The sequence below is a fragment of the Arsukibacterium sp. UBA3155 genome, from assembly GCA_002364615.1.
Classification (GTDB): Bacteria; Pseudomonadota; Gammaproteobacteria; order Enterobacterales; family Alteromonadaceae; genus Alishewanella.
The window spans coordinates 164,906-190,238 of the sequence record DEYP01000023.1 but is presented as its reverse complement, the minus strand read 5'-3'; the positions used below and the strand labels follow the sequence as shown (position 1 = coordinate 190,238).

Sequence of the window (25,333 nt, the reverse complement as noted above, 5' to 3'; positions counted from 1 at the left end):
TTACCTTACCTTTCTATTTAACTTAGCGCTGCAATCACTGAGCATCACCCGGTTGCCACCGGCTTTTTTTGCCCGATACATTGCTTCATCTGCCTTTAAAACCAATTCCTTTTGCTCTTTACCGTGCTGCGGATATAAAGCAACGCCAATACTGGGATTTATAGTGAGTTGCCGACCATTTAACTGATAAGGCTGAGCCAGCGCCTTATGAATATGTTCAGCCAGCTGCATAGCGGCAGACTCACTGCTAACATGCTCCAGCAAAATAACAAATTCGTCGCCACCAAAACGGGCTGCGGTATCAGTTTTTCGAATAGCCAGTTGCAGGCGCCGGGCTGTTTGTTGCAACAGTTCGTCACCAACATTATGGCCAAAACTGTCGTTAACCAGTTTAAACTTGTCTAAATCGAGGTAAAGCAGCGCCAATATCCCCTGCTCCCTTACTGCCCGCGCTAATGCCGACTGCATCCGGTCTTGAAATAACTCGCGATTTGGCAGGCTGGTTAGTTGATCATACAACGCATGGAACCGAAGCCTTGCCAACATTTGCTTGCGCTCAATCGAAACGGCAACCTGAGTGGCAACAAACTCCAGTATTTCCTGTTCAGCTACACTGTAGCAGGGTACATCAGCGGTATTTTGCGCCAGCAAAGCACCGATAACGCCGCTATGGCTCTTTAACGGCACGGCTAACACATTAATTCCAGGCTGTTCAGCCAGTAACGCCTGATTATCTGCTGTAATCGCTTGTTTCGCACTACATAGCAGTAAACTCTGGCCACTATTAATAACCTGACTACAAAGTTGGCTGGTAAATTTTAGTGCAGCAGCGTGGGTTACTGCTGCACTGTTATAGTCAAAACTAAGTCCTGCGTTATTATCGAAACTGGCAATGACAAAATTTTGCATCGGCATCAAACCAGCGATAATCTGATGAATTTGCTGGTACAACTGTTCGATATCATCTGCAGCAAAAGCGGCCTCTGAGATAGCGTAAAGCGCGTCCTGGCGCCGCTGAGCTTGCTTCAGGCTGCTAATATCGCGGGCAACCGCAACCCGTTGTTGCTTATCCTCTGACCAACGGGCAGACCACAGCAAATGGACAACGCTGCCATCTTTACGAAGATAACGGTTTTCAAAGTCCAGTTTAACGGCGCCCTGATTAATTTGCTCGGCAGTAGCAAGGGTTAGCGCCTGGTCATCCGGATGAACAAATTCCAGCATGGAATGGCCAAGCATTTCCTGTGGAGTGTAACCAAAAATACGCTCAGCACCTGGACTGACAAATTCAAAGCAACCGTGTTTATCCACCACACAAATAGCGTCGAGTAGTAAATCGATATAATTACTCAGTACCGTATAGCCGGGTTCGGTCATATTCAGCTTCGCAATTTAAATTGCTGTAACAGGGCGGGAACTGCCCGGTAGTCTGTGTTGACAATAGCACGAAACTCATTCAAGACTCTATAATAGCTGATTCAACTGCTTGGTTAATATTTCGCAATTGCGCCACGTCATACCGTAAATCGTCAGCTGCGGGTTGGCGCCTAAGCTGGTGGGTAGAATAGAACCATCGAATATAGATAAGTTCTGCAGCTGATGATGGCGGCCCTGCGGGTTAACCACGCCCTGCGTTGGGTCGGCACTCATATTGCAGCCGCCCATCACGTGGGCTGATGCTACAGTTTGCCGGTACTTTTGCATTGGCAGGTCAGCAATGGCTGCCTTAGCTTCGCGCCAGCTGCCATATAGCCTGGCGCCATGGTGAATGGGCAATACCTGGCTGGCACCGGCAGCAAATTGCATTTCGGCCATGGATAATAAAGCCCGCCGGGCACCCTGCCATAAATAATCAGTGATTGGATAATCCAGCACCGGCTGCTGCTGGTTATCTAAACTTACCGTGCCGCCCTGACTTTGCGGATTAAAGCCATCGCGTAATAATGCTATCGTTACCTGCAATTGGTTAAACTGCTGCATTAAAGCCGCATGCTGCTCGCCGCTGCCAGTGAGCTTAGTAGCCATTAATACCGGATGCACCGGTGCGGCCTCCAATTTATAGCCAATCTCATTGCCTGCTGGCCAGACAAATTGATCAGAATAAACCGACTGCGGTGCACCGGCATGGCCGTTAATCTGTTCGGCAAACACTGCACCGCTAATCAGTGACGGATGTAAATAGGTATGTTTGCCGAGCCGGTCGGAAGGATCCGGTACATTGGAGCGCAGTAAAATGGCAGGCGAGCCTATAGCACCGGCTGCCAGAATATAATGTTTGGCGCGAATAGTAATGTTCAGGTCACTTCGGGGCTGAAAATGCTGATTAACCGGCACCGCATCCAGGCTAGTGATACTCTCTCCCCGCCAGTTCAATTTTCGTACCGAAATACGCGAAACCAGGGTTGCTCCCAGCGCCATTGCCGCCGGTATGGTACTGACCAGCATCGACTGCTTGCCATTGATCGGGCAACCCATACCGCAGTAACCCAGGTTTGCGCAGCCATTAACATTACGGCTGATTATCGTGTGCTCCCAGCCCAGGGCCTCACAGCCTCGCTTAATAACGCTGTTATTGCCATTAGGCGGCAACTGCCAGGGCTGGATGTTGAGCCGTTGCTCGGCTTTGGCAAAATAAGGCGTTAAGTCGTCAGCAGCAGTAAAATTCAGACCAAACTCGCTTTGCCAGTAATCCAGGGTGGGCGGCGGCGTGCGGATAGAGGTAGTCCAGTTGACAGTGGTTGAACCACCGACTGTACGCCCCTGCAAAATGCCAATAGCCTGATCCCGGGTTTTACGGGCGGCGCCTTCCTGATATAAATTCGGGTAAGCCCAGCGCTCTTCCATTACAAAATCGTCACGAGTGTAATAAGCGCCCTCTTCGAGCAACAGCACCTTAAAGCCAGCCTGCGCCAGTTGCTCAGCGGCAATCCCGCCGCCGGCGCCCGAACCGATAATCACAACATCAGTTTCAAACTGTTGATCTTTGACAAACTGGCTGGCATCTATATGATTTTTTTGCATCAACGAAACCTTGGCGCAGTATAAGCCAAAGCCTGCCAGTGCTCTGGCTGGCCATAATAGGCGCCATATAGTAGCTCGCGCAGGCCATGATAGGCTTGCTGCAACACACCAAGATAGCTATCACGCCAACTTTCCAGCAAGGCCAACCGCTGTTGGATACTCAAATCCGCCAGCTGGGTTAAATGACCAGTCAGCCCCAGCCGGCTGATCCGGTTAGCTAACAGGTTAAACAGCTGGTGCAACTCCTGCTGCTGGCGCAGTGGTAAAAATGGCAGAAAATCGCCGATAGCGGTTTGGGTTCGGTTAAGCTCAGCCGCAGCTAAAGTCGCATCTTCGGGCAAAGCGCCGTACAATAGCGCTGGAAGTAAGGCCGATAGCACCAGTTCGCGGTTGTTTTCATCAGCATCCATGCTTTTTTGCCAGCCATAGATACCCAGCGTGGCGCCGATACTGGCTACAGCCGCTAATGCGATACCGGATAAAATAAACTGTCGCCGATCCATAGTGCTGCACCCATAGTAAAATTTAAACCATTGTTTATCAGGATACATACATTTGCAAGCTCAGCTCAGACCAGTTGTTCATCCACCGTTTCAGCCCGCCTGGTGGTTAAAGCATGCCCACCTGCAAACGATATTTGCCAAGTATTTAAGCCCGAAACACGCACTGCGTACTAAGGCAGAAATGTTTTGCCTGCCCGATGGTGATGAGCTGCAGCTTAACTGGCTGCACGCTGACAATAGCCAACAAGACGCTCCCCTGCTTGTTCTGTTGCATGGCCTGGCCGGAGATATTAACAGCCATTATATTCAGGCAATGCTGGCACAGTGCCGCGAGCTTAACTGGTCGGCAGTATTGCTACATTTTCGCGGTTGTAATGGTAAACCGAATAAACTACCCCGAGCTTATCATAGTGGTGATACTGCTGATGCAGCATTGGTCATAGAAGACATTAAGCTGCGTTATCCAAAGCGACCTTTAGTCGCGGTGGGTTATTCGCTGGGTGGCAATGTACTACTTAAATATTGCGGCGAGCAGGCTGCGAAAAATCCTTTAGCAGCCGCCGTTGCGGTATGCCCGCCATTATCCCTGGCGGCCTGCGCCAAGCGCATTAATACCGGCAGCAGCAAGCTGTATCAGCGTTATCTGCTCGGCCGGTTAAAACGCAGTACCCTGTTAAAATTACGGCAATTTAATGATTTCCCGCTGCCGTTAACGCCTGAACAGATCCAGGGTTTTGCCAGTATTGAACAATTCGACGAGCACTTTACTGCGCCTATTCATGGCTTTAAAAATGCCCAGGACTATTACCAGCGCGCTAGCGGTATGGCGTTTTTGCGCCACATTCAGGTACCTACCCTGATTATTCATGCCAGCGACGACCCTTTCCTAAGTGATGAAGTGATCCCTAAACCTGACGAGTTAAGCCCATACGTTCACTATGAGCAAACCCGCGGCGGTGGCCATGTCGGCTTTGTTTATGGCAGCATGCTAAAACCGCAGTTCTGGCTGAACCAGCGCATTCCAGCCTTTATTAAACAACAGTTGCAATTATGATTATTCCCTACACCGACATTGACCAGGATACCCTCAATAACCTGATTGAGTACTATGTGCTGCGCGAAGGGACCGACTATGGCGAGCATGAGATTTCGCTCGCAGAAAAAGTAGCCGCAGTAAAACGCCAGCTGAAAAACGCTGAAGTGGTCATCGTTTATTCAGAGCTGCATGAAACGGTCAACCTGATGTCAAAGCAGCAATTTTTACAGCAGCCATCTGTGAATCCTTAGCGCGTCATAAAAAGATCATGCTTTTTTCATGTAACTGTCATGCCTACCAATGACACTGATTTATTACAAGTAGTTACTTTTAATAATAAAATCAGGGATATTGGTATGTTAAAACGTTCATTGCTTACATTAAGTATTATTTCAATTTTAACGGGTTGCTCGCTTGAGGGTGATGATGGAGCAACCGGAGCCGCAGGCGCTGCGGGACCAGCAGGGAGTGTTGGCCAGACTGGTCAGGCGGGTAAAAATTTACCGCGCAACCTGAATATTGAAGTAGTAGGTCGTTTTAACACCGGTATTTACGGTAAATCTGCTGCTGAAATCGTGCAGTTTCACAAAACGTCAAACTCGGCTTTTGCCATTAATGCCGCCGATAACCAGATTGAAGTTATCGACTTAACCAATTTACCGATAGCAGCTGTAGGTAATGGCATTACCGATAATAGCCTCAGCTCAGTTCCATTCACTTTTGCTGATACCGTTATGGTTAAGAATGGTGCCGGTGCCGATATTGATGTGCTACTGGGCGAAGCTAATTCGATAGCAATTTATAACGATATTCTGGCGATTGCTGTGGCAGCCCCAGATAAAACCAGCAACGGTGTCGTATTATTTTATACGCTGAATGTGATGGGCAACGGCAGTTTTATTAAAGCGGTGAGTGTGGGTGCCCTGCCTGACATGCTGACTTTTACGCCAGATGGCAGCCAGGTACTGATAGCCAATGAAGGCGAACCTGATACTGATTACACCTTTGATCCGGAAGGTAGCATTTCAGTGATTAACCTTTCCGATGGCATACCGGCAGATTTGGCCCAAACCATTAACCTTAGCAGCGATATGGTCTTCAGCTCAGACTTGCTTGCAGCAAGTGATTATGACACTGATGCCAAACGCAAAACGTTATTAATGAAGGCTGGCGTTAAATTTGCCAGCCCGGCAGGCACATCGGTAGCACAAGAGCTTGAACCGGAATATATTACTGTTGCCGCCGACAGCAAAAAAGCCTGGGTATCACTGCAGGAAAGTAACGCCATCGGCATTATTGACCTGACTGATATGACCATTGAAGTCAAAGCGCTCGGTTTAAAAGACTGGGGCCAGTACCTGATTGATTATACCAACGAAGATGAAGTGGCATCTTTTGCCAAACTACCCAACGTTTATGGCATGTATCAGCCCGACAGCATCGCCTCGTATCAGTGGAATGGTGCCTCCTTTATTGTCTCTGCCAACGAAGGTGACTCACGCGATTGGGATGCCTACTCAGAAGATATTCGTGCTGCCGACATTATTGACCCGGATGAATTGAATAAAACGTTTAGTACTGAGTTGCAGGCGTTATATGACAGTACCGGCGGCGATGATGGCTTAGGCCGGTTAAAGGTCACCGCAGCCCTGGTTGATCCGGATAACACTGGCGTAGTCGACAAACTCTATGCTTATGGTGGACGCTCATTCTCGATCTGGGACCAGAACATTAATATGGTTTATGATTCAGGTGACGATTTTGGCCGGATCTCGGCTGCAATTCTGGGTAATAACTTTAATAGTGCACACACCGAAAACAAAGGTGATAACCGCTCTGATGACAAAGGAGGCGAACCCGAGGCCATCGATGTTGGCACAATTGAAGGTCGTACCTATGCATTTATTAGTCAGGAGCGTTCCGGCGATTTGTTTATCTACGACGTGACAAACCCCTTTCAGGCTGCGTTTGTCAGCCACTATATTAACCGTGACTTTAGCACTGAATTTGAACTGGATGACGATTTAGACAATCCGTGCGACCCTGAAGAAGGTTTGGATTGCACTAGAGTACCGCTTTCTGGCGACCTTGGCCCGGAGAGTATTAAGTTTGTATCGGCAAGCGACAGCCCGAATGGCAACCCATTGCTGATAATCGGTAACGAAGTAAGTGGTAGTGTTACAGTTTACCAGGTTACTGAATTATAACCTTAGCCCCTAGCTCCTGCGAGTCAGCATAATGCTGACTCGCTTTTTTGTATCACCCATTTTATACTGCCCGCTCGAATTCAAAGCGGAGTGTTGTAACCAACCTGTATGAGCCTGTTAATTGCGTTTGCAGTTCTATCTATCGCGGTATCTTTTATTTGCTCCATTCTGGAAGCGGCCCTACTTTCTGTAACCCCAAGCTATATTGCCCAGCAGAAAATTCAAAACCCGATTCTTTATCAGAAACTTAAAGTACTAAAAGACAAAATTGATCAGCCTTTAGCGGCTATTCTGACGCTGAATACCGTTGCTCACACCGTTGGGGCTACCGGCGTAGGCGCCCAGGTTACGTTGGTGTTTGGTGATGGCTATCTGGGTATCGCCTCTGCCGTAATGACCCTGCTTATTTTGGTTTTATCTGAAATTATCCCAAAAACCATTGGTGCCCGTTACTGGCCGGCGCTGGCGCCTATTTTGCCCGTCACCCTGAAAATTATGATCACTGTGCTGCGGCCTTTTATCTGGCTGTCGGACCAATTAATGAAGCTATTCGGTGGTACCAGCCACGAACCTGATTTGCGCCAGGAGATAAAAGCACTCACCGTGCTCGGCCGCGAAATGAATAAACTGGACGAGGACGAGCAACGGGTTATTGCCAATATTCTCGATCTGCATGATTTTAAGGTTCGCGACATTATGACCCCGCGTACGGTCTGTGAAAGTGCCAGCCCGGACGAACCGTTAGCCGACTTTACCGAGCGGGTAAAAGTAGGACAGTTTTCACGTTACCCGGTATTGGATAATGACGAGTCGCCGCTGGGTATTGTGTTCCGCTATGACCTGTTAAATATTACCGACCAGCAGGTCGTGGCAGATATCATGAAACCGGTTAAGGTGATCTCCGATAAAATGAATGCCGAGCACTTAATGACCCAGCTAATGCACGAACGGCAGCATATGTGTCTGGTGTACGACGAATACGGCAGCTGGCTGGGCCTGGTCACCATGGAAGATGTCATCGAAACCATTATTGGCCAGCCGATAATGGACGAAACCGATGATATTCCGAATATGCGCCGCTTTGCCAAACGTCGCTGGGAACATCGTTTAAAAAATCTGTCGGATGACTGACACTCTGATTATTGCGCCGTCAGCTTTAAAAAATAGGCTGGCTGGCGCGGGTTATTCAGTAATACAAAGCCATCAAGTTGCTGCACATAAGCGAAGCGGCCAAAGGTACCATGGCGTACCTGAGATCCCGGGTCGCCTTCGATGGCAATGCCTCGCCAGCTTAAGCTGGCCAGATCAAACTGATAGAGTTTGCCATCGCCAGGCCAGGCGTAAAAATGACCATCCTTACTGTTATAGCTTAAACCCGGGGCCGGAAACTGATTAATAAATTCCGCATCGCCCTGCAACGGTAGTGACGTCCTCTGATAACCAGACTCTGCAGTTAAATCATAAAGTATCTGCTTTTTCTGGCCAATGATTAGCATTTTTCGGTTAACCGGATCTATCGCGGCATTGACTCCTAACCCAAGGCCGCCGCGATCGTTTAATTTCGTATAAAGGCCTCCCTCTGGCCTGAACTGATAACTGTATAGCGCGGCCCGGTCATGCAAATAGACTAACCCTGTTTTGCTGTCATACGCCGCCACTACACCAAAGGCGCCGCGCGGAATATCGCCGCTGACGGCATCTTTATGCCAACGTTTAGCATCCGGGTCAAATAACCAGGTATTTGGGTCCGGTGCCCCAGGATGCCGGCCCGCCAGCGCACCGGAGAACGCCCACAGCAAGGCTTTGTTGCTGATAAAGGCCATGCCATCATAAGTATGGCGTGAATTGGGTTGACTGCCGTCAAACGGCAACAGCTCTGTCAGCTTTGGATGGGTATCCGGATCCGCTGGTTGGGCCGGCTTCGTTAACCGTCGCAATGCCCCGCTTATCGCATCGAGCTGATATACCTCATTACCATAATAATCATTGTGGCCACCGCCCCACAGATACAGCTGACCGCTACTTTCATCCAGATCAGCGCCGCCCCAGGCAAACACTACATTGTGGCAGTAATCTGCAAACGGATAATCATATAAATCATTGGCTGGGCAATGTTCAGTAAGCACAGTACCGGGTATCGGCTGCCAGCCAGCCTCATATCGCATTGCCGTGTTTGAAGTAACGCTGTCTAAACCGTTAGCTTCAGGCTGGCTGAATACCCGCATCAGGCTAAGAAACATCAGGCTGGCAGCTACGATGACTGCTATTCTAAATATTCTCATCTTCACCTCCTGTGTGCATTAACGGATAAACTGCTGATAATTACTGTAGCACAGCAGATTAACGTAAAACTGAATAGAAACAGGCCGCAAAAGCGGCCTGTTTTACTGACTAGTGATAACTAGATATTTTTAGCAACTATATTTTTAATCACTACACCTTAAACTTACTGACCAGCTCATTCAGTTCAACTGCCAGCCGGGTTAACTCACTGGCACTGGCGCTGGTCTGGCTGGAGCCATCTGCTGTTTGTGAGGCTAAATCACTGATGGTGACAATATTACGGTCAATTTCACGCGCGACTTTCGATTGCTCTTCGGCCGCACCAGCAATGACATGGTTTTGATCGCTAATGGCCGAAATATTCTCAGCAATCAGCTCCAGTGCGTCTGCAGCAGACTTTGCTACGCTTTGTGCATTGTCGGCATTGCCGCTGATTAACTGCATCGCGTCAACGGCCTCTTTCGCGGAAGATTGCACCTGCTGAATCATTTGTTCAATTTCGCCGGTAGAGGTTTGCGTCCGGTAAGCCAGACTGCGCACTTCATCCGCTACCACTGCAAATCCGCGGCCGGCCTCACCGGCGCGAGCTGCTTCGATGGCTGCGTTTAGCGCCAGTAAGTTGGTTTGATCAGCCACGCTGCGTATCACTTCCAACACTTGATTAATAGACGAGACTTTTTCTGCCAGGGTGTTTATAACCTGAGTACTCTGACGAACCTCAGCGTTCATTTTTTCAATTACTTTGCTGGTTTGCACCACTTTCTGGGTGCCATCTCTGGCCAGTCCGGCTGACTGTGATGACGCTTCAGAGGTTTTTAATGCCGTGCCCGCAACTTCATCGACCGCCGAGCTCATTTCAGTGATGGCCGTTGCCGCCTGCTGCACTTCATCGTTCTGCAGCAGCAGCGCTTTGGCCGACTCATCAGTCACCACATTAAGCTCTTCAGCTGCAGAGGCCAGTTGATTTGAAGAGCTGGCAATATGGCCAATGGCATCACGCAGCTTTTGCTGCATTTGCTGCAATGCCTGTGATAACTCGGTTAGCTCATCACTGCCATCCACGGAAACGTGCTGGGTAAGGTCGCCATCAGCGATAAAGCGTGCTGAGGCAACCGAGCGTGCCAGCGGCTGGCTAATACTGCGGGATATTAAAACTGATACCACCATCGCAATAACAACGGCAACCACAATTAATATTATCACCGCAAGTTTTGCACCGTCATAGGTGGCAATAGAGGAAGCACGGGCATCCTGCGCTGCTTGATGATTAATATCCGCCAGCTCGGCAAGTGCCAATGCTATCTCGCTGGCCACCGGGTTCATCTGGTCTAATAAATCCTGTGCCGCTCCAAGCTCGTCTTTTAGCAGCAGCGCTAATGCTTGATCCTGCAAGTCGAAGTATTTTTGTCTGGCAACAACGTACTTGTCAAAAATAATGCGCTCCTGCGAATCGAAAATAGTCGCTTCATAGGGTTTTTCGGTATTCAGGATGTCTTGTCGCAGCGTTTTGATAATATTGAAAGTTTCACTTTCCTGAGTAATATCGATGGCAAGTAATAACCGCAAGGTAAGCGCCCGGTTCCGGTTAATATTGGTGCCCAGTGAGCCGATACCGGAAAGCCCGGAAACCACTGTAGTTTCAACAAAATTGGCCTGGGACCTTACCGAGGATAAACTTTGTAAACTAAATACACCGGTGAAGGCCAGCAGCAGTGCTAACGCCCCAAAGGCGGCCAGTAATCGTTTTTGAATTGTTAAAGACCGCAACATCTGTCACCCCGGTGCATGCTAAATTACATTATTACCACCTGCAGACGGCAGGCAAGCGAAAAACTGAACTTTCTAAGCCTAAATACAATACTGTTGCCTTATACTTTAGGCAATATATATTGTTTTGCACCTGATTTAACAGAAAATTTTGGAAAAAACGATCCTGCGACTAACTCACATAGAATAAAACAGGCCGCAAAAGCGGCCTGTTTTAATTTATCTAATTAATAAAATTACAGCTGCGGGCCCGCAGCCACTAACGCCTTGCCTTCGGCGTTGTCGGTAAACTTGGTAAAGTTATCGACAAAACGCTTGGCTAAGTCAGTTGCTTTGGTTTCCCAGTCTGCCGGGTTACTGTAAGTCGCGCGAGGGTCCAGAATTCCATCCTCTACATCGTGCAACCGTGTTGGCATCGCCAGATTAAAGTAAGGCAACTGCACAAACTCGGCATTCTCAATGCTACCATCTAAAATTGCATCGATAATGGCGCGGGTAGCCTTAATGGAAATACGCTTACCAGTACCGTTCCAGCCGGTATTGACCAGATAAGCTTCAGCACCTGAATCCGCCATTCGCTTACCTAATACTTCAGCATATTTCGTTGGATGCAGGCTTAAGAAGGCCGCGCCAAAACAGCTGGAAAAGGTAGGCGTTGGCTCAGTGATGCCGCGCTCGGTACCGGCCAGTTTGGCAGTAAAGCCTGATAAAAAGTGATACTTGGCCTGCTCTTTAGTCAGTTTTGATACCGGCGGTAACACGCCAAAGGCATCCGCTGTTAAGAAAATAACTTTTTTTGCGTGGCCCGCTTTAGATACCGGCGTAACAATGTTATCGATATGATAAATGGGGTAAGACACCCGGGTATTTTCAGTTTTCGAACCATCGTCGAAATCGATAGTACCGTCATTTGCTACGCTGACGTTTTCCAGCAATGCATCGCGGCGAATAGCCTGATAAATATCTGGTTCGTTTTCTTGTGACAAATTGATGGTTTTAGCATAACAGCCACCTTCAAAATTAAATACGCCGTCGTCATCCCAGCCGTGTTCATCATCACCAATCAGCTGCCGCTTAGGATCGGTAGATAAGGTGGTTTTTCCCGTGCCTGACAGACCAAAGAATACCGCAACATCTCCCGCTTTACCTACGTTGGCCGAGCAATGCATGGAAGCAATGCCCTGCAGCGGTAAAAAGTAGTTCATCATTGAGAACATGCCTTTTTTCATTTCGCCGCCGTACCAGGTACCGCCTATTAACTGAATACGCTCTGTCAGGTTAAAGGCCACAAAATTTTCAGAATTTAAGCCCTGTTGCTGCCAGTTCGGATTGGTACACTTAGCACCGTTCATGACAATAAAGTCTGGCTTGTAGCTTTTCAGTTCTTCATCGCTGGGTCGGATAAACATGTTTTTTACAAAATGTGCCTGCCACGCTACCTCGGTAATGAAGCGCACTGCTAAACGGGTATCAGCATTAGCACCACAGTAGGTATCAACCACGAATAAACGCTTGCCTGATAACTGACGTGTTACCAGTGACTTTAAGTCAGTCCATACTTCAGTACTAATTGGCTTATTGTCGTTTTTACCTTGATCTGACCACCACACCGTATTACGGGTGGTATCGTCACGAACAATATATTTGTCTTTTGGTGAGCGGCCGGTAAAGATACCGGTATCAACCGAAACCGCGCCCAGTTTGGTCAGTTTGCCTTGTTCATAACCTTGCAGATCGCTGCGGGTTTCTTCTGCAAACAGTAAATCGTACGATGGGTTATAAACGATTTCCGTGACATCTGTAATGCCGTATTGGCCCAGATCCAGATCGGACATGATGTAACTCCTAAGGGTACTGTAGGTAAGGGTGCAGTCTCTAGCGGACTTATTAATTATGTTATTTTTTGCGCAAAAGCCTGGTTTTTGCGCAAAAAATACTTCGGTATCTTAGCGTTTCGACGGCAAAAAAGATAGTTGTGAATACGGCATTAATGGTAGAAAACCACGCCAGGCTTGGCCTATAGCAAAGTTATGCAGAATAAATGGCTGTTTATGACGAAAGTGGCCGGGTGGTTGGCTTGGCTTGAATAAGTTCACGCCAGGGCAGCTGCGCCTGGCCTATCACCATAAAATCGGGGTTTGCCAGTGATTCCCGCTGGTTGTAACTCAACGGGGAAAACTGACTATCGAGAATTTTACCGCCCGCTTCTTCCACAATAATATGCACCGCGCCAGTATCCCATTCACCGGTAGGGCCTAACCTTAAATAACAGTCGGCCTTACCTTCTGCCACCAGACAACTTTTCAGCGAACAACTGCCCAGTGGAATGTACTCAACACTCTGGCGCTCACTTAACAAAGCGATGATAGGTTGCAATGGCTGACGCCGGCTTACGGCGATACGCAGCACTTCGCCCTGTTGGTGCTGATGCACTTGCATCCGGTTAATTAAATTACGCTGTTGTTTAAAAGAGCCGTGGCCACGGGTGGCGTAATATAAAATATCTTCCTTGGGCCAGTAAATTACCCCAAGGGCCGGCCAGCCGTGTTCAACTAACGCAATACTTACGGCAAAATCGCCACTGCGGGCGACAAATTCCTGCGTCCCATCCATCGGGTCAATTAACCAATATCGCGGCCAATGCTGACGCTGCGCCAGAGGAATTATGGTGGTTTCTTCAGAAATTATCGGAATATCCGGCGTTAAGTCTGACAAGCGGGAAATAATTAAGGCATTGGCAGCAAGGTCGGCAGTGGTTACCGGGCTGGTGTCGGCTTTTTGTTCGGCAACAAAGTCACCGCTTTGATAAAGCTGCCATAAATGCTGGCCGGCTTCACGAGCGGTCTGTTTTACACTCTCAAGCAGTTTGCTTAAAAACATCCGGGTTTGCTTCCAGGTATTGCTGTGCCAGTAACAGGGCAGCGACGCTCCGTGCTTCGGTAAAATCCACTTGTTGCAATAACAGGTCACTGTTACCGCGTGCCCAACTGATTAATTCCAGCGGTTCGGGTTCGTCCCCCTCCTGTTGCTCAGGATACAAATCGAACGCCAGAACTATATGCATTGTAGCATTAAAATATCCCGGAGCGAGCGCCAGCGACTTTAATGCGATAAAACGGCCTGCACCAAAGCCAATTTCTTCTTTGAGTTCCCGGTTGGCAGCCGCCAACACATCTTCCCCCGGGTCAATCAACCCTTTGGGGAAACCGAGCTGATAATCATGGGTACCAGCGCTGTATTCCCGGATCAGATAAAAATGTTCAGGATCCGGGCAGGCAACGATCATGACCGCACCTCGACCTGAGCCGCGCATCCGCTCGTAAGTCCGCTCTGCACCATTACTGAAGCGTAACTGCAACTGCTCTATTTTAAACAATCTGCTCTGGGCGACGATTTCCTGCGCCAGAATTTCCGGCACTTGTTTGTTAGGGTGGCGCTGCGTCATTACCTGGCCTCTGTTACAATCTACTGTGGCTACTATAAAACGAATGACAGGAAAAACCTATGCTGGACTGGGCACAAATTGATACCGTATTGCTGGATATGGATGGCACCTTACTAGACTTACATTTTGATAACCACTTCTGGCTGGAACATCTGCCAAAACGCTGGGCCCAAATTAGCGGTATCAGCCTTGATGATGCGAAAACTCAACTTCAAAGTGAATATGCTGAACTGAACGGCAAATTGCAGTGGTATTGTCTGGATTATTGGGGAGAACGGTTGCAACTGCCAATTACTGAGCTAAAACGTGAAGTGATGGATAAAATTCAGATGCGCCCCGATGTACCGGCGTTTTTAACGGCGCTGAAGCAATCCGGTCGCGAGGTTGTGCTGGTCACCAATGCCCACCCTGACAGCCTATCGCTGAAACTGGAACGTACCGATTTAGCTAAATATATCGACACCCTTATTTCTACCCACGAATTTGGTGTTACCAAAGAAAATTGGGCGCTGTGGCAAAAGTTGCAACAACGGCTTGGCTTTAATAATGACACCACCCTCTTTGTCGATGACAGCCTGCCCATACTGACTGCCGCCCAAAACTTCGGCATTAAACATTTGCTGGCAGTGGCTAATCCGGACAGTCAGCAACAAACCAGAACCATCAATGAGTTTCCGGCCATCTCTGACTATACGCCGCTACTACAAGATATTCTGGCGCACTCAAAACTCCAGACCACCAGATAGAGCACACTATCCTTTGTGCTGAATTAAAACTGTATGGTGTAGCGACCCTGCGCATCCGGCCGGCCGACAAACTGCATCGCCTGGTGTACTTCGCTGGGCAGACTGGGGTCTGGCTTTAAACTGCCATTTACCGTTAGTCTGCTGTTTTCGACGCCCGCGGTGACTGCCAGTCCGAGGCTGTTTTCACCATCGGTTATCAGCACCGGGCTGCCTTGCTCACAACGCAAGTCAGCCACAATACTGTTTAGCTCCAGCCAGGTTCCGGTAGGGGGTTGTAACCGCGCATCCAGCCAGCTGGCGTTACCAGCAAGGCTGTTGCACCAGGGCTTACCCTGTTGGAAGTCCTGCACCTCAACCATCAACTCGCCCGTTGCCGCCACTGGCAACGGCAGCTCCAGCAAGGGCAATAACTGACTAACCGGTATCCGCAGCAACGCTTGCTGCATTTTCAGACCACTGAAACTATAGGCCAGACTGGCTTTCGCATAGGGCTGGTCTCGCTCGCCAATACTGCCGGCGGTCAACGTCACTTGTGGTGCCAATGTAAATAACGACCAGCCATTAAAACGCCAGCGTAATTGCTGGAACTGCAAATTCTGGTATTGAACTAGGGTTGCCGAGCCCTGCCATACCGTGCCCTGTACCGGACCAATGTTAACATTAGGCGGCAGCCCAACCCAATGCAGTACCCAGGCTGCAGGCAGTAAGTACAACATAAAAACCAGATAAGCGAGAAATGCTGCTAGCGTTAATTTCCAATACTTCATATTATTCGATTACCATCCGTCTTACCCGCACAATGCCGCTGCTATCGGTATTGGCGATATCCAGACTGACCAGCTTTACACCATTATTATTTTGTAATTGCGCCAACCAACGTAAAAGTTGTTCAAAGGACACATCTTCTAATACCAGTTGCAATTGATCATTCTGAGGCTGCATCCGGCTTACCCGGATATTGTAGGTACGTGAGCTGTTACTGACTATCTGGGCCAGACTGCCGCCAACCCGTCCCTGACTGTTATTGGCCTGCTGTAGTTGAGGCAGCGCCTGCTGAAATTGCATTAGCTGCATCTGCCCCTGCTGCAAAGCGGTTTGCTTGCTGCTATAACCTTGCTGCAGAGGTTGCCAGATAAACCAGTAAACCGCGCCGATACTGAGCACCACCGCTGCGATGCTCAGCAGCTGTTGCTCGCGTGCCGCTAAACCGGTCCACCAGGTTTGTATTTGCTGCTTCATGTTCTGCTCCGCATTACTACAGTGCCTTGTACCCGGGCACCATCATTGCTTAGGGCGCCCTGCTCAATTTCATAACCGGCACTTTCCAGCGCAGTTTTTAAACGTTCAAAATTCTGAAAACCGCCGGCATTTGCTGAAAATCGTAGTTCGGTGCGGGTGGCATCAAACCGTAAACTATCCACTTTTATATCACCAATTTCTGCCAGTTGTCGTTGCAGCGCATCTAACAGGGTTAAAAAATTAACAGTTTCACCACCTAAACCTGCGGCTGCCAGTTTTTGCTCAATCTGCCGGGATAAATTGACAATAGTTTCGCCGGGAAACGCTTGTTGGTAACCGCTCAGGCTTTGCTGTTGTACCTGGGTTAGCTGTCTATCCAGTTGCCATATAGAAAACCCCTGCACTACTAAGTAAGTCGCCAGACAAATTGCGGCCAGTACGGCACTGCTTCGCCATTGCTGCCAGTGTTTATTGGTTTGACGTTTCGGGGCATAGGGCCCTTGCAGCAAGGTAAAATTGATATGTGGCAGCTGGCGGGCTAATAACACCAGTGGTAGCTCCGGCTCCATACTTTGCTGGGATTGCATAATATCGCGCGGCCACGGGCTATAGCTCGCAATATTGGGCAAGGCTGCTAATGCCAGATACTGAGGCCACCAGCTGTTATCGATGGCGCTGGCCTGCCAGGCCCCCTGTTTTATCAGCCATTGGTTATTCAGCTCAATACAAGCAGGCAAAGGATTATCTGGCAATAACAAGGCATCTGGCAGCATCCGCACCACATTAAAACCCGCGTCCTGCAACCAGCCCAACCAGCCATCTATCCGCTCGCGTTGCACCACGGCAACCTGTTGCTGATACTGGCCCTCTTGCTGTTCTAAAGGGCCGAGCGCCAGCCAGAGCTGATCGATATCTTCCGCCTGCTCATCTTCGAGCATATAGGGTAAAGCCTGCAGAATTTGCCGGGTGGGGCGGGTGGGCAAATTCACCTGCTTTAACACCACATCTGACGCGGGCACCAAGGCAATAACCGGCCGGTTGCCTACACGTTCAGCCAATTCGCTCAACTGACCGGCATTGGCCACTTCACCAGATGCAATCACTTCGCTATTGTGGCTGGCAAAGACCAGCCAGCTAATCGTCTGCTCTGCCCGGCTTCCTAACCGGATAATTAACTGTTCACTCACCCCTGGCCTCCAAATCGCCGGGCCAATACCCTGACTGTATTTTCATCATCAACTCTGAATATCGACGTTAGCACGAAACCACTTTCCAGATAAGAAGTAGTGGCGAGTAACTGAAAGTAACTGGATTTTACCGTTAATAAGGCTTTGACGTCATCTGCCATTTCAATCCCTGCCAGCTGCGGCAAAGCAAGCAACTCATCAATACTGTTAAAGCCATTTTCTGGCCGCTCCGCGATCATATCTATAGCGTCGGCTTCGGTAAGCTGTGGTACAAGCGCCGCCAGTAATATTGCGGTGTCTTCGGTCAGCGTATTAATGTTGAGCTGATACTGGGTATTTTCCGGTAGCACGCACACATAAGGTAATAACATTTGCAAATCGGCAGGAGTTATATCCAGCATCTGACGCAGTTCACTGACCGACACCATCAATGAGTTGGCGGTATAATATGGAAACTGCAAGGCAGCATAATCATCTTCCTCAGCGCTGCCAGCGGTGCTGAGCAAACTGTCTTCATCCAGCCAGTCGTGTACTCTTGCCATCAAATATTCTGCCGGCATCGACAGGTCTGTTGCAGCAAGTTCCAGCAATCGGATAAAGCTGCGCTGCGCTGCGGTCTGCTCAATTCGACCAGAGGTGCCTCGCTGGCCAGGCTGCTGTAATGCGTTCAAATTAAAGCAAGCTTGCAAATCCGTGATCTCACCGGCGATGTTGCCATCGGTGACCACAAAGCTGGCACCGCTTTGGGCCCAGTCTTGCTCCAGATTGACGGTTTCCTGACCACTTAAACTACGACTTAATAATACCCTGGCAAAGTGTTCAGCACCCATGGCATACCAGAATGCCTGCTGTTGCTGTTGTAAGTTTTGCTGGCGTTGTAATTGTAACTGCAGCCGTCCGGTCATGTTAACTGCAATAACAACCACAATCGCCACGATCATTAACACGGTGATAAGCGCGGCTCCGCGCTGTGAGCGGTCCATTAACGCTGCTCTCGTCTTTGGTCATTAGGCTGCCCGGGGTCTGCTGGTCTGTCACGGTCGTTATTCTGCGGAGTGGTTCCACCCGGGTTCGGCGTGCTCACGCTGCGCGTCACCACCATACCGGCTGGCAGACTGAAAATGCGTTCTATTTCGCCAAGGTACTCATGGGTAAGGGTAATTCTCACCGCTTTTGGCATAACACTGCTCTGCCATTTTTCCAGCCATTCCTCGCCCTGCAGGTAACTAACGGAAAATGCCGTCAGGTTTTGCTGCAGCACCTGCACCAGCGGCTCGCTGCCTGCTACGGCATCGGGGTACAAGCTGAACAGCCTTTGCAGTTCGCCTTGCTCCAACCGATACGCGACCAGTTGTACTTCGCTTCGCGGCAGAATGTACCCCGGATTACGCCAGCCCTGACGGGTAAAGCTCAGACCGTGATCTTCGCTTTCCAATAAATATTGCTCACCATATAACCGGTAGTCTACCGGTGCTTCGCCGTCCAGCCGCACATAACGAGTACTTATTTGCATAAAATCACGTTCCAGCATCAGCATAGTGCGCTGCAGTTGCTGGATACGGCCGGTTGCTTCCTGGGACAGTTCATCACTGTTAGTGACACTGGTTAATACAGCGACAGAGGCCAACCCCACCATGGCAAAAATAGCGGTCGCCAGCAGCATCTCAATAAACGTAAAGCCCTGTTGTTTAACCACTGGGTTTACCTACAAACGTTGTCAGTTGTAGCAAGACATCGTCTGGCTGCTCTGCCAGACTTACACTCACTACCACCTGGCGCAGGTCGGCATCGGGCACGGTGGTTGCCTGCTGGCGCCATAGCCACTGCCGGTTCGCCATGTCAACTTCACCTTGTAATAGCTCGCGCGGCGGCCAGTTTGGCTCTATCATCGCAAGTTGCAGCTGATTATTCGCCACATAACCGGCGATGGTTAATTCTTCTATCTGACTTAATGCCCGGATATGGCCTGAGCTGGCTTGCATAATTGCCAGACCGGCGGCAGCAAATATGGCCATTGCTACCAACAGTTCCAGCAAGGTAAAACCACGGATCTTCATCAGCGCACCGTGATAACGTCAGACCGGCTAAGCGGAATGGTAAAATCGGTGCCGACAGTCTGACTAACCTGCTCCAGCCGCTCTCCTAACTGAAATATTAACCGAAACGGACTGATTTCACCGGAGGATAAAATAAACACTTGTGGTAACACAGGAGGTTGCTCACTGTCGTTGTCAGCAAACTCCTCATCATCCTGCCAGTTCAGCTGGCTTAATAAACTCAACTCTGCGCCCGGCAACCCTTCCAGCTCCAGTTGCAACCGGATATCCTCTGCCAGTTCATAAAGCTCAGCGGCTTTCGGTTCATCGGCCTGCAGCCACTTCTCGCCATCAAAGTAGACAAAGCTGTAGCTACCTTCCTGCAGCACCAGACCCCACTCCTGCTGCTTTAACATTGCCGTTTCGGCAACAAACTGAAATACCTGCTGAAACCGCTCGGTTTCTTTCTGTAAACGTTGCTCAGGCGAGTCACCGCTGAAATTAACCACCACAGTGGTCGCCAGTAAACCGATTAATAGCAGTACCAGCATCACCTCTAACAAGGTAAAACCAGTTTGCTTACAGCGATTTAGTGGCTTAGCGACCATTAGTTATTACTACGATCGGCTTCATCCAGGTTCCAGTTACCAATATCATCATCGGTACCGGCAACCCGATCCGGGCCCTTGCTGTAAACGTCGATTCTACCAAGCTGTCCCGGACTCACCATAATATACTCTTCACCCCAGGGGTCTTTTGGCAGACGGCGAATAAAACCACCTTCCGGAAATGAACGTGGCGCCGGCTGCGACGTTGGAGCCGTAACCAGAGATGCTATACCTTGTTCCGTGGTGGGATAAAAGCCGTTGCGCAAACGATACATGTCAAGGGCACTTTCCAGCTGCTGAATATCCACCACCACTTTCTGTTTGGCTGCCTGCTCCTGATTCCCCATCAAGTTTGGTACCACCATGCTGGCAATAATGCCCAGAATAACGATAACCACCATCACTTCCAGCAAGGTAAAACCTTTTTGTATCTGCCTTAACATGTTATCCACCTACCATATTATTTAACGCTAAAATTGGCTGTAATATTGCCATTACAATAAAAAGCACCATGCCGGCCATCACAGAGACCAGCACCGGTTCAAACACTTTTAAAGACACTGTCACCAATGTCTCGAACTCCTTGTCCTGAGAATTGGCAGCCCGTTCCAGCATACTGTCCAGCTGGCCACTTTTTTCGCCACTGGCAATCATATGCAACATCATAGGCGGAAACATTTTGGTTTGCTCTAAGGCATTTCTCAGCGACGTCCCCTCCCTCACCCGGCCGGTTGCATCCGCCACCGCTTCTTTCATGTAGCTGTTACCAAGTACATCCGCACTTATCCGCATCGCTTCTAACAGCGGTACTGAGCTGGCATTCAGAATACTTAAGGTACGGGCGAAACGGGCGGTATTCAGTCCCCGGCTTACCTTGCCAAACATGCCAAGATGCAGGGTAAAGCGGTCCCAGCGATATTGAAGCTCAGGTTTTCGCAACGCCCGCTGCCAGAACACCGCACCCAGCATTAAGGCCACTAATACTAAGATGCCGTAGTTGCGAATAAAATCACTGGCAGCAATTAAAAACAAGGTTGTACCGGGCAAAGACTGGCCCATATGTTCAAACTGACCAACAATTTTCGGTACCACTGCGGCCAATAGAATGCTAATTACCAGCACCGCAAAAAACGTTAAAATTATCGGATACAATAACGCCTGCAGAATCTGGCTGCGCATATGCTGACGCTGCTCGGTATAGTCAGCCAACCGGTTCAGCACCTGCTCTAAATGGCCAGATTTTTCACCTGCTGCTACCATCGACCGGAACAAATGATCAAACACGTGCGGAAACTCTGCCAGCCCCTCTGCCAGCGTGTACCCTTCCACCACCTTGGAACGTACCGCCATCATCATATTTTGTAAACGGGGCTTTTCACATTGCTCCGCTACTGCCAGCAATGCGCTTTCAATTGGCAAGGCTGCCTCGACCAGAGTAGCGAGTTGGCGGGTCAGTAATGCCAGCTCAGACGCTGAAATCTTGCGGCTTAACCATTTACGGCCCGACGCCACCAACTTTTCCTGTTGTGACGCCAGTTCCACACTAAGCGGTTGCAGCTTTTGCTCACGCAGTAGCTGTCTGGCATGACGAGCATTGTCTGCTTCCAGCACCCCTTTATTTTTTTTGCCGCGTAAATCCAGCGCCTGGTATTCAAATGCGGCCATTACACATCCTCACGGGTGACCCGCAATACCTCTTCCAGCGTGGTTTCGCCAGCCAGAACTTTGCTGAAGCCATCCACCCGGATGCTGGGACAATGGGCCCGGGCATACTTTTCAATTGACTGCTCGCCTTTGCCGTTATGGATCATCTCGCGAATGGTTTCATCCACCTGCAGTAGCTCATGAATACCAGTACGACCACGGTAGCCGGTGAAATTACAATGCTCGCATCCTTTTGCCCGGTAAATGTGCTGGCCTTCTTTTTTAGCAATACCCAGCAAATTGCGTTCTTCTTTATCTGGCTCGTGCAGTTCTTTACAGTGGCTGCAAAGTGTGCGCACCAGGCGCTGCGCCAACACACCAAGTAAGCTTGAAGATAACAAAAACGCTTCAACGCCCATGTCTTCTAAGCGGGTAATGGCGCCGGCAGCCGTGTTGGTGTGCAGGGTAGACAATACCAAATGGCCGGTTAAGCTGGCCTGCACAGCAATTTGTGCCGTTTCCAGATCGCGAATTTCACCGACCATTACCACATCCGGATCCTGGCGTAGTATCGCCCTTAAACCACGGGCAAACGTCATATTAACTTTGGTGTTGACCTGGGTTTGCCCAACGCCTTCAAGTTCGTACTCTATCGGGTCCTCGACGGTGAGAATATTGCGGTCTTTGGTATTAATTTCAGTTAACCCGGCGTAAAGGGTGGTACTTTTACCTGAGCCCGTTGGCCCGGTAACCAGAATAATGCCATGGGGTTTTAAAATAAGTTTGGAAAACGCCTGCTGCACTGCCAGCGTCATGCCTAAATCGGCCAGGTTTAAGTGCGAGTTGTTTTTATCCAGCAAACGTAATACAACCCGCTCACCATGGCTTGATGGCATGGTCGACACCCGCACATCCACCGCCCGCCCGGCTATCCTTAAACTGATACGACCGTCCTGCGGCACTCGCTTCTCCGCAATGTCCATTTTTGACATCACTTTAATCCGTGATACCAGCAAGCTGGATAGCCGGCGATTAGGACGCAACACCTCGCGTAGTAAACCATCCACTCTGAAGCGGATAATCAGGGCTTTTTCAAACGTTTCAATATGGATATCAGACGCGCCAAGCTTAATCGCTTCGCCCAGCATGGCGTTAATCAGTTTTATAATCGGTGCGTCATCTTCGTTTTCCAGCAGGTCTTCCGTTTCAGGAATATCATCGGCCAGAGAAGCCAGATTAACCTCATTGCCTATATCTTCCATCAGTTGCTGTGCTTCAGAAGAATCGCGCTGATAGCTGGCCTCGAGCAGGGTTTCAAACTCTGCCGCCGATAGGGGTTTAACGGTAAAGCCTTCCGCCAGCAGCCGTCGCACTTCCAGTACCGACTCCGGCCGGGTGGTCGGTTGCACGTACAATTGCCAGCCGCTTGGCTGCTGTTGTAACAACACGCCATGGCGCTTGGCAAAACTGAACGGCAGCCGGATACGGCTGCTAACCGGTTTAACTTCTTCTTCTGCTACCAGGCTTTCCATCAGTCACGCGTTCCGGTTGCAGGTTGCGGCTCTGCCGGTTTTTGTTGCTGTTCTTCCATATAACGGTCAAACGTCGGCGGCAGTACCAGTGAGTCATCCCATTCAGGCAATACTACTTGTCTGGTATTAGGCATTAACCGGATACCTTCTTCATCGCGCAATAATTGCTCGGCCCTAATATGGTTGTATTTCGCTTTAGAAATACCAGAAATCGCCGATCCTTCACGCACTATAGTCGCTTTGATAAACACCATCAGGTTACGCTTTTGCTTTGTCACGCTGGTCGATTTAAATAAATGCCCCAAAAACGGAATATCGCCAAGTAATGGCACTTTAGATTCGCTTTCCTGCACATCTTCATCAATTAACCCGCCCAGCACTACGGTTGCACCGTCATCGGTTATTACCGTGGTCTTAATTTCGCGTTTATTGATCGTGATATCTACCGCAGTGGCGCCGCCAATGCTGGACACCTCTTGCTCAATCGTCAGTTGAACCGCGTTGCCTTCGTTAATTTGCGGGGTAACCTTTAGTTTAATCCCCACTTCCTGGCGCTGCACCTGCTGAAATGGGTTAGTGTTGTTGGCACCGGTGGTAGAGCCGGTAATAACAGGGACTTCCTGGCCGACTAAAAAGAAGGCTTCCTGGTTATCCATGGTAGTAATGTGTGGTGTGGCCAGCACATTTGAGTTAGTGCTGGTGCGCACGGCCTGCAAAATAGCGCCCCAGTCACCATTGTAAAAACCTAACATAGCACCGTTCAAACCCTGCAATACACTGGCTAAGCCCGAGTAGTCACGGTTTGAATCGGGAGTGGTCTGCGTCACTGGCACACCATCAACTATGGTGGTTGTGGTCGTCCCCTGGTTTACTTGAGAGGCCAGCGCAGCAGCACCAGCTACATTTATTATCGGAATGGTATTGCCGCCGGTAAAATTAGTACCGCCTGCATTTTTATTTAGCCACTGTACGCCAAAATCGGTACCATCGCCTTCAAATACTTCCACAATAATCGCTTCGACCAACACCTGTGCGCGGCGAATATCCAGCTGACGGATCACATCCTCTAACGAGCGCATCATATCCGGCTGCGCGGTAACCACTAAAGAATTACTGTCGGCATGCGCTTCAATACTGATTTCGCGACCAGAGCCCTGCGTACGCCGGGCGCCCTGCGCGCCAGCCGCCCCGGTAGCCCCCTGTACTTCGGCAACAATAGACTCGCTTACCCCTTTTAATACCGGTACCAGCTCTTCCGCCTTAGCGTATTTTAAATAATATACCCGGGTGTTGCCGCTGGTTTTCAGCTCGGCATCCAGCCGCTTTGCCAATTCAATCACCCGCTGTCTGGCTTGCAACTCGCCACTGACAATAACGCTGTTGGTACGCTCGTCAGCAACAATTTTCGGGATCAGAAAATCAGGTTGCTCAGCCCGGCCCTGGCTTTTATAAATACTCTCCAGAATTCGGACAATTTCACCGGCTGAGGCAAATTCCAGTTTCAGAATTTCTAACTCCTGATCACCGGCTTTATCTACCCGCTGTATAATATCGACAATCCGGTTTACTACTGCTGCCGGCCCGGTCATCATAATGACGTTCGATGGGTCATAGTTCACCACATGGCCACCACCGGCCTGGTTACTAAACTGACGCAGTAATGGCGCAAGCTCACGCACAGAAACGTTGCGTACCTGTACCACCCGCGTCACCATTTCATCACCGTAACCGGGGGCGTCATCGCCCACTACCGGAATATTGGACGTTTTGGCATCTTTATTACGTACTACTTTTAAAATGCCACTTTCCATTTCCACTACAGCGAAACTGTATACCTCCAGTACGTTTAGGAAGAACTGATAATACTGTTCTTCGTTCAGCATTTCATAACTGCGGACGTTAATCCGGCCCCGTACCTGGGGGTCGACGATAATAGTTTTTTTCAGGTTCATACCCACGATATTGATAAATTCGTTGATGTCCGTGCCTTTAAAATTAGGTGAATACTGCACTTGTTCAGTATCCGCTAGTGCCGCAAAACTTAACAAAGCACCTGCCAGCAAACCAGCTAATGCGCGC

The 25,333-nt window shown here is 49.5% G+C and carries 24 protein-coding genes; 5 read left to right on the top strand and 19 right to left on the bottom strand.

All coding sequences use genetic code 11. The annotated features are described in order from the left end of the window. From B2X65_RS11465 to B2X65_RS11455, 3 genes are all read right to left on the bottom strand, one after another. Nucleotides 1-1,377 (bottom strand): sensor domain-containing protein, encoded by a 1,377-nt coding sequence (locus tag B2X65_RS11465; protein WP_290612666.1) that lies wholly within the window; start codon nucleotides 1,375-1,377, stop codon nucleotides 1-3. An 87-nt stretch (nucleotides 1,378-1,464) separates the two neighbouring features. Then, nucleotides 1,465-3,021, bottom strand: a complete 1,557-nt coding sequence (locus tag B2X65_RS11460) for a GMC family oxidoreductase (protein ID WP_290612665.1) — start codon at nucleotides 3,019-3,021, stop codon at nucleotides 1,465-1,467. Continuing rightward, nucleotides 3,021-3,524: a hypothetical protein gene (locus tag B2X65_RS11455; RefSeq protein ID WP_290612664.1), complete on the bottom strand. Its 504-nt coding sequence runs from the start codon at nucleotides 3,522-3,524 to the stop codon at nucleotides 3,021-3,023. The genes B2X65_RS11460 and B2X65_RS11455 overlap by 1 nt, the downstream gene beginning before the upstream one ends. A gap of 52 nt (nucleotides 3,525-3,576) precedes the next feature. Here B2X65_RS11455 and B2X65_RS11450 point away from each other — a divergent pair, with 52 nt between their 5' ends. From B2X65_RS11450 to B2X65_RS11435, 4 genes are all read left to right on the top strand, one after another. After that, entirely contained in the window at nucleotides 3,577-4,578 is a 1,002-nt protein-coding gene (locus tag B2X65_RS11450) for a hydrolase (RefSeq protein WP_290612663.1), read from the top strand. Next, complete coding sequence (locus tag B2X65_RS11445; protein ID WP_290612662.1) at nucleotides 4,575-4,811, top strand: YheU family protein; 237 nt, start codon at nucleotides 4,575-4,577, stop codon at nucleotides 4,809-4,811. Before B2X65_RS11450 ends, B2X65_RS11445 begins: the two co-directional genes overlap by 4 nt. Before the next feature lie 105 nt (nucleotides 4,812-4,916). Continuing rightward, the gene (locus B2X65_RS11440) at nucleotides 4,917-6,767 is read left to right on the top strand and encodes a choice-of-anchor I family protein (protein ID WP_290612661.1); all 1,851 of its coding nucleotides are present in this window, start codon (nucleotides 4,917-4,919) and stop codon (nucleotides 6,765-6,767) included. A 108-nt stretch (nucleotides 6,768-6,875) separates the two neighbouring features. Beyond that, the gene (locus B2X65_RS11435) at nucleotides 6,876-7,898 is read left to right on the top strand and encodes a CNNM domain-containing protein (RefSeq protein ID WP_290612660.1); all 1,023 of its coding nucleotides are present in this window, start codon (nucleotides 6,876-6,878) and stop codon (nucleotides 7,896-7,898) included. 8 nt (nucleotides 7,899-7,906) lie between these two features. Here the strand turns inward: B2X65_RS11435 and B2X65_RS11430 are convergent, their stop codons facing one another. The 5 genes from B2X65_RS11430 to nudE form a co-directional block, all read right to left on the bottom strand. Next, nucleotides 7,907-9,049: a hypothetical protein gene (locus B2X65_RS11430; protein WP_290612659.1), complete on the bottom strand. Its 1,143-nt coding sequence runs from the start codon at nucleotides 9,047-9,049 to the stop codon at nucleotides 7,907-7,909. A gap of 151 nt (nucleotides 9,050-9,200) precedes the next feature. Continuing rightward, nucleotides 9,201-10,820 carry a methyl-accepting chemotaxis protein gene (locus B2X65_RS11425; protein ID WP_290612658.1) on the bottom strand — a complete coding sequence of 540 codons (1,620 nt, stop codon included), beginning with the start codon at nucleotides 10,818-10,820 and terminating at the stop codon, nucleotides 9,201-9,203. Nucleotides 10,821-11,053: 233 nt separating this feature from the next. Next, a complete protein-coding gene (gene pckA / locus B2X65_RS11420; protein ID WP_290612657.1) occupies nucleotides 11,054-12,652 on the bottom strand; it encodes a phosphoenolpyruvate carboxykinase (ATP) in 1,599 nt (532 codons plus the stop codon). Nucleotides 12,653-12,866: 214 nt separating this feature from the next. Continuing rightward, nucleotides 12,867-13,697, bottom strand: coding sequence for a 3'(2'),5'-bisphosphate nucleotidase CysQ (gene cysQ, locus B2X65_RS11415; protein WP_290612656.1), 831 nt, complete (start codon nucleotides 13,695-13,697; stop codon nucleotides 12,867-12,869). Next, on the bottom strand, nucleotides 13,675-14,262 hold the full coding sequence (gene nudE, locus B2X65_RS11410; protein ID WP_290612655.1) for an ADP compounds hydrolase NudE: 588 nt from the start codon (nucleotides 14,260-14,262) through the stop codon (nucleotides 13,675-13,677). Before nudE ends, cysQ begins: the two co-directional genes overlap by 23 nt. 59 nt (nucleotides 14,263-14,321) lie before the next feature. Between nudE and yrfG the strand changes: the two genes are divergently transcribed. Continuing rightward, nucleotides 14,322-15,008 carry a GMP/IMP nucleotidase gene (gene yrfG / locus B2X65_RS11405; RefSeq protein ID WP_290612654.1) on the top strand — a complete coding sequence of 229 codons (687 nt, stop codon included), beginning with the start codon at nucleotides 14,322-14,324 and terminating at the stop codon, nucleotides 15,006-15,008. A 23-nt stretch (nucleotides 15,009-15,031) separates the two neighbouring features. On the opposite strand, the gene B2X65_RS11400 is transcribed toward yrfG, so the two are convergent. The 11 genes from B2X65_RS11400 to gspD are packed head-to-tail and all read right to left on the bottom strand — an operon-like array spanning nucleotide 15,032 to nucleotide 25,302. Beyond that, entirely contained in the window at nucleotides 15,032-15,775 is a 744-nt protein-coding gene (locus B2X65_RS11400; protein WP_290612653.1) for a type II secretion system protein N, read from the bottom strand. 1 nt (nucleotide 15,776) lies between these two features. Further along, on the bottom strand, nucleotides 15,777-16,247 hold the full coding sequence (locus B2X65_RS11395; RefSeq protein WP_290612652.1) for a type II secretion system protein M: 471 nt from the start codon (nucleotides 16,245-16,247) through the stop codon (nucleotides 15,777-15,779). Further along, entirely contained in the window at nucleotides 16,244-17,434 is a 1,191-nt protein-coding gene (gene gspL, locus B2X65_RS11390; protein ID WP_290612651.1) for a type II secretion system protein GspL, read from the bottom strand. The genes B2X65_RS11395 and gspL overlap by 4 nt, the downstream gene beginning before the upstream one ends. Continuing rightward, a complete protein-coding gene (gspK, locus tag B2X65_RS11385) occupies nucleotides 17,431-18,417 on the bottom strand; it encodes a type II secretion system minor pseudopilin GspK (protein ID WP_290612650.1) in 987 nt (328 codons plus the stop codon). The genes gspL and gspK overlap by 4 nt, the downstream gene beginning before the upstream one ends. Beyond that, entirely contained in the window at nucleotides 18,417-19,130 is a 714-nt protein-coding gene (gene gspJ, locus B2X65_RS11380; protein WP_290612649.1) for a type II secretion system minor pseudopilin GspJ, read from the bottom strand. Before gspJ ends, gspK begins: the two co-directional genes overlap by 1 nt. Next, nucleotides 19,123-19,491: a type II secretion system minor pseudopilin GspI gene (gene gspI / locus B2X65_RS11375; protein WP_290612648.1), complete on the bottom strand. Its 369-nt coding sequence runs from the start codon at nucleotides 19,489-19,491 to the stop codon at nucleotides 19,123-19,125. The genes gspJ and gspI overlap by 8 nt, the downstream gene beginning before the upstream one ends. Beyond that, nucleotides 19,491-20,078 carry a type II secretion system minor pseudopilin GspH gene (gene gspH, locus B2X65_RS11370; RefSeq protein WP_290612647.1) on the bottom strand — a complete coding sequence of 196 codons (588 nt, stop codon included), beginning with the start codon at nucleotides 20,076-20,078 and terminating at the stop codon, nucleotides 19,491-19,493. Before gspH ends, gspI begins: the two co-directional genes overlap by 1 nt. Then, entirely contained in the window at nucleotides 20,078-20,521 is a 444-nt protein-coding gene (gene gspG / locus B2X65_RS11365) for a type II secretion system major pseudopilin GspG (protein WP_290612646.1), read from the bottom strand. Before gspG ends, gspH begins: the two co-directional genes overlap by 1 nt. 1 nt (nucleotide 20,522) lies before the next feature. Next, complete coding sequence (gene gspF, locus B2X65_RS11360) at nucleotides 20,523-21,743, bottom strand: type II secretion system inner membrane protein GspF (RefSeq protein ID WP_290612645.1); 1,221 nt, start codon at nucleotides 21,741-21,743, stop codon at nucleotides 20,523-20,525. Then, entirely contained in the window at nucleotides 21,743-23,254 is a 1,512-nt protein-coding gene (gene gspE, locus B2X65_RS11355; protein ID WP_290612644.1) for a type II secretion system ATPase GspE, read from the bottom strand. Before gspE ends, gspF begins: the two co-directional genes overlap by 1 nt. Beyond that, nucleotides 23,254-25,302 (bottom strand): type II secretion system secretin GspD, encoded by a 2,049-nt coding sequence (gene gspD / locus B2X65_RS11350; protein ID WP_290612643.1) that lies wholly within the window; start codon nucleotides 25,300-25,302, stop codon nucleotides 23,254-23,256. The genes gspE and gspD overlap by 1 nt, the downstream gene beginning before the upstream one ends. Nucleotides 25,303-25,333: the final 31 nt, after the last annotated feature.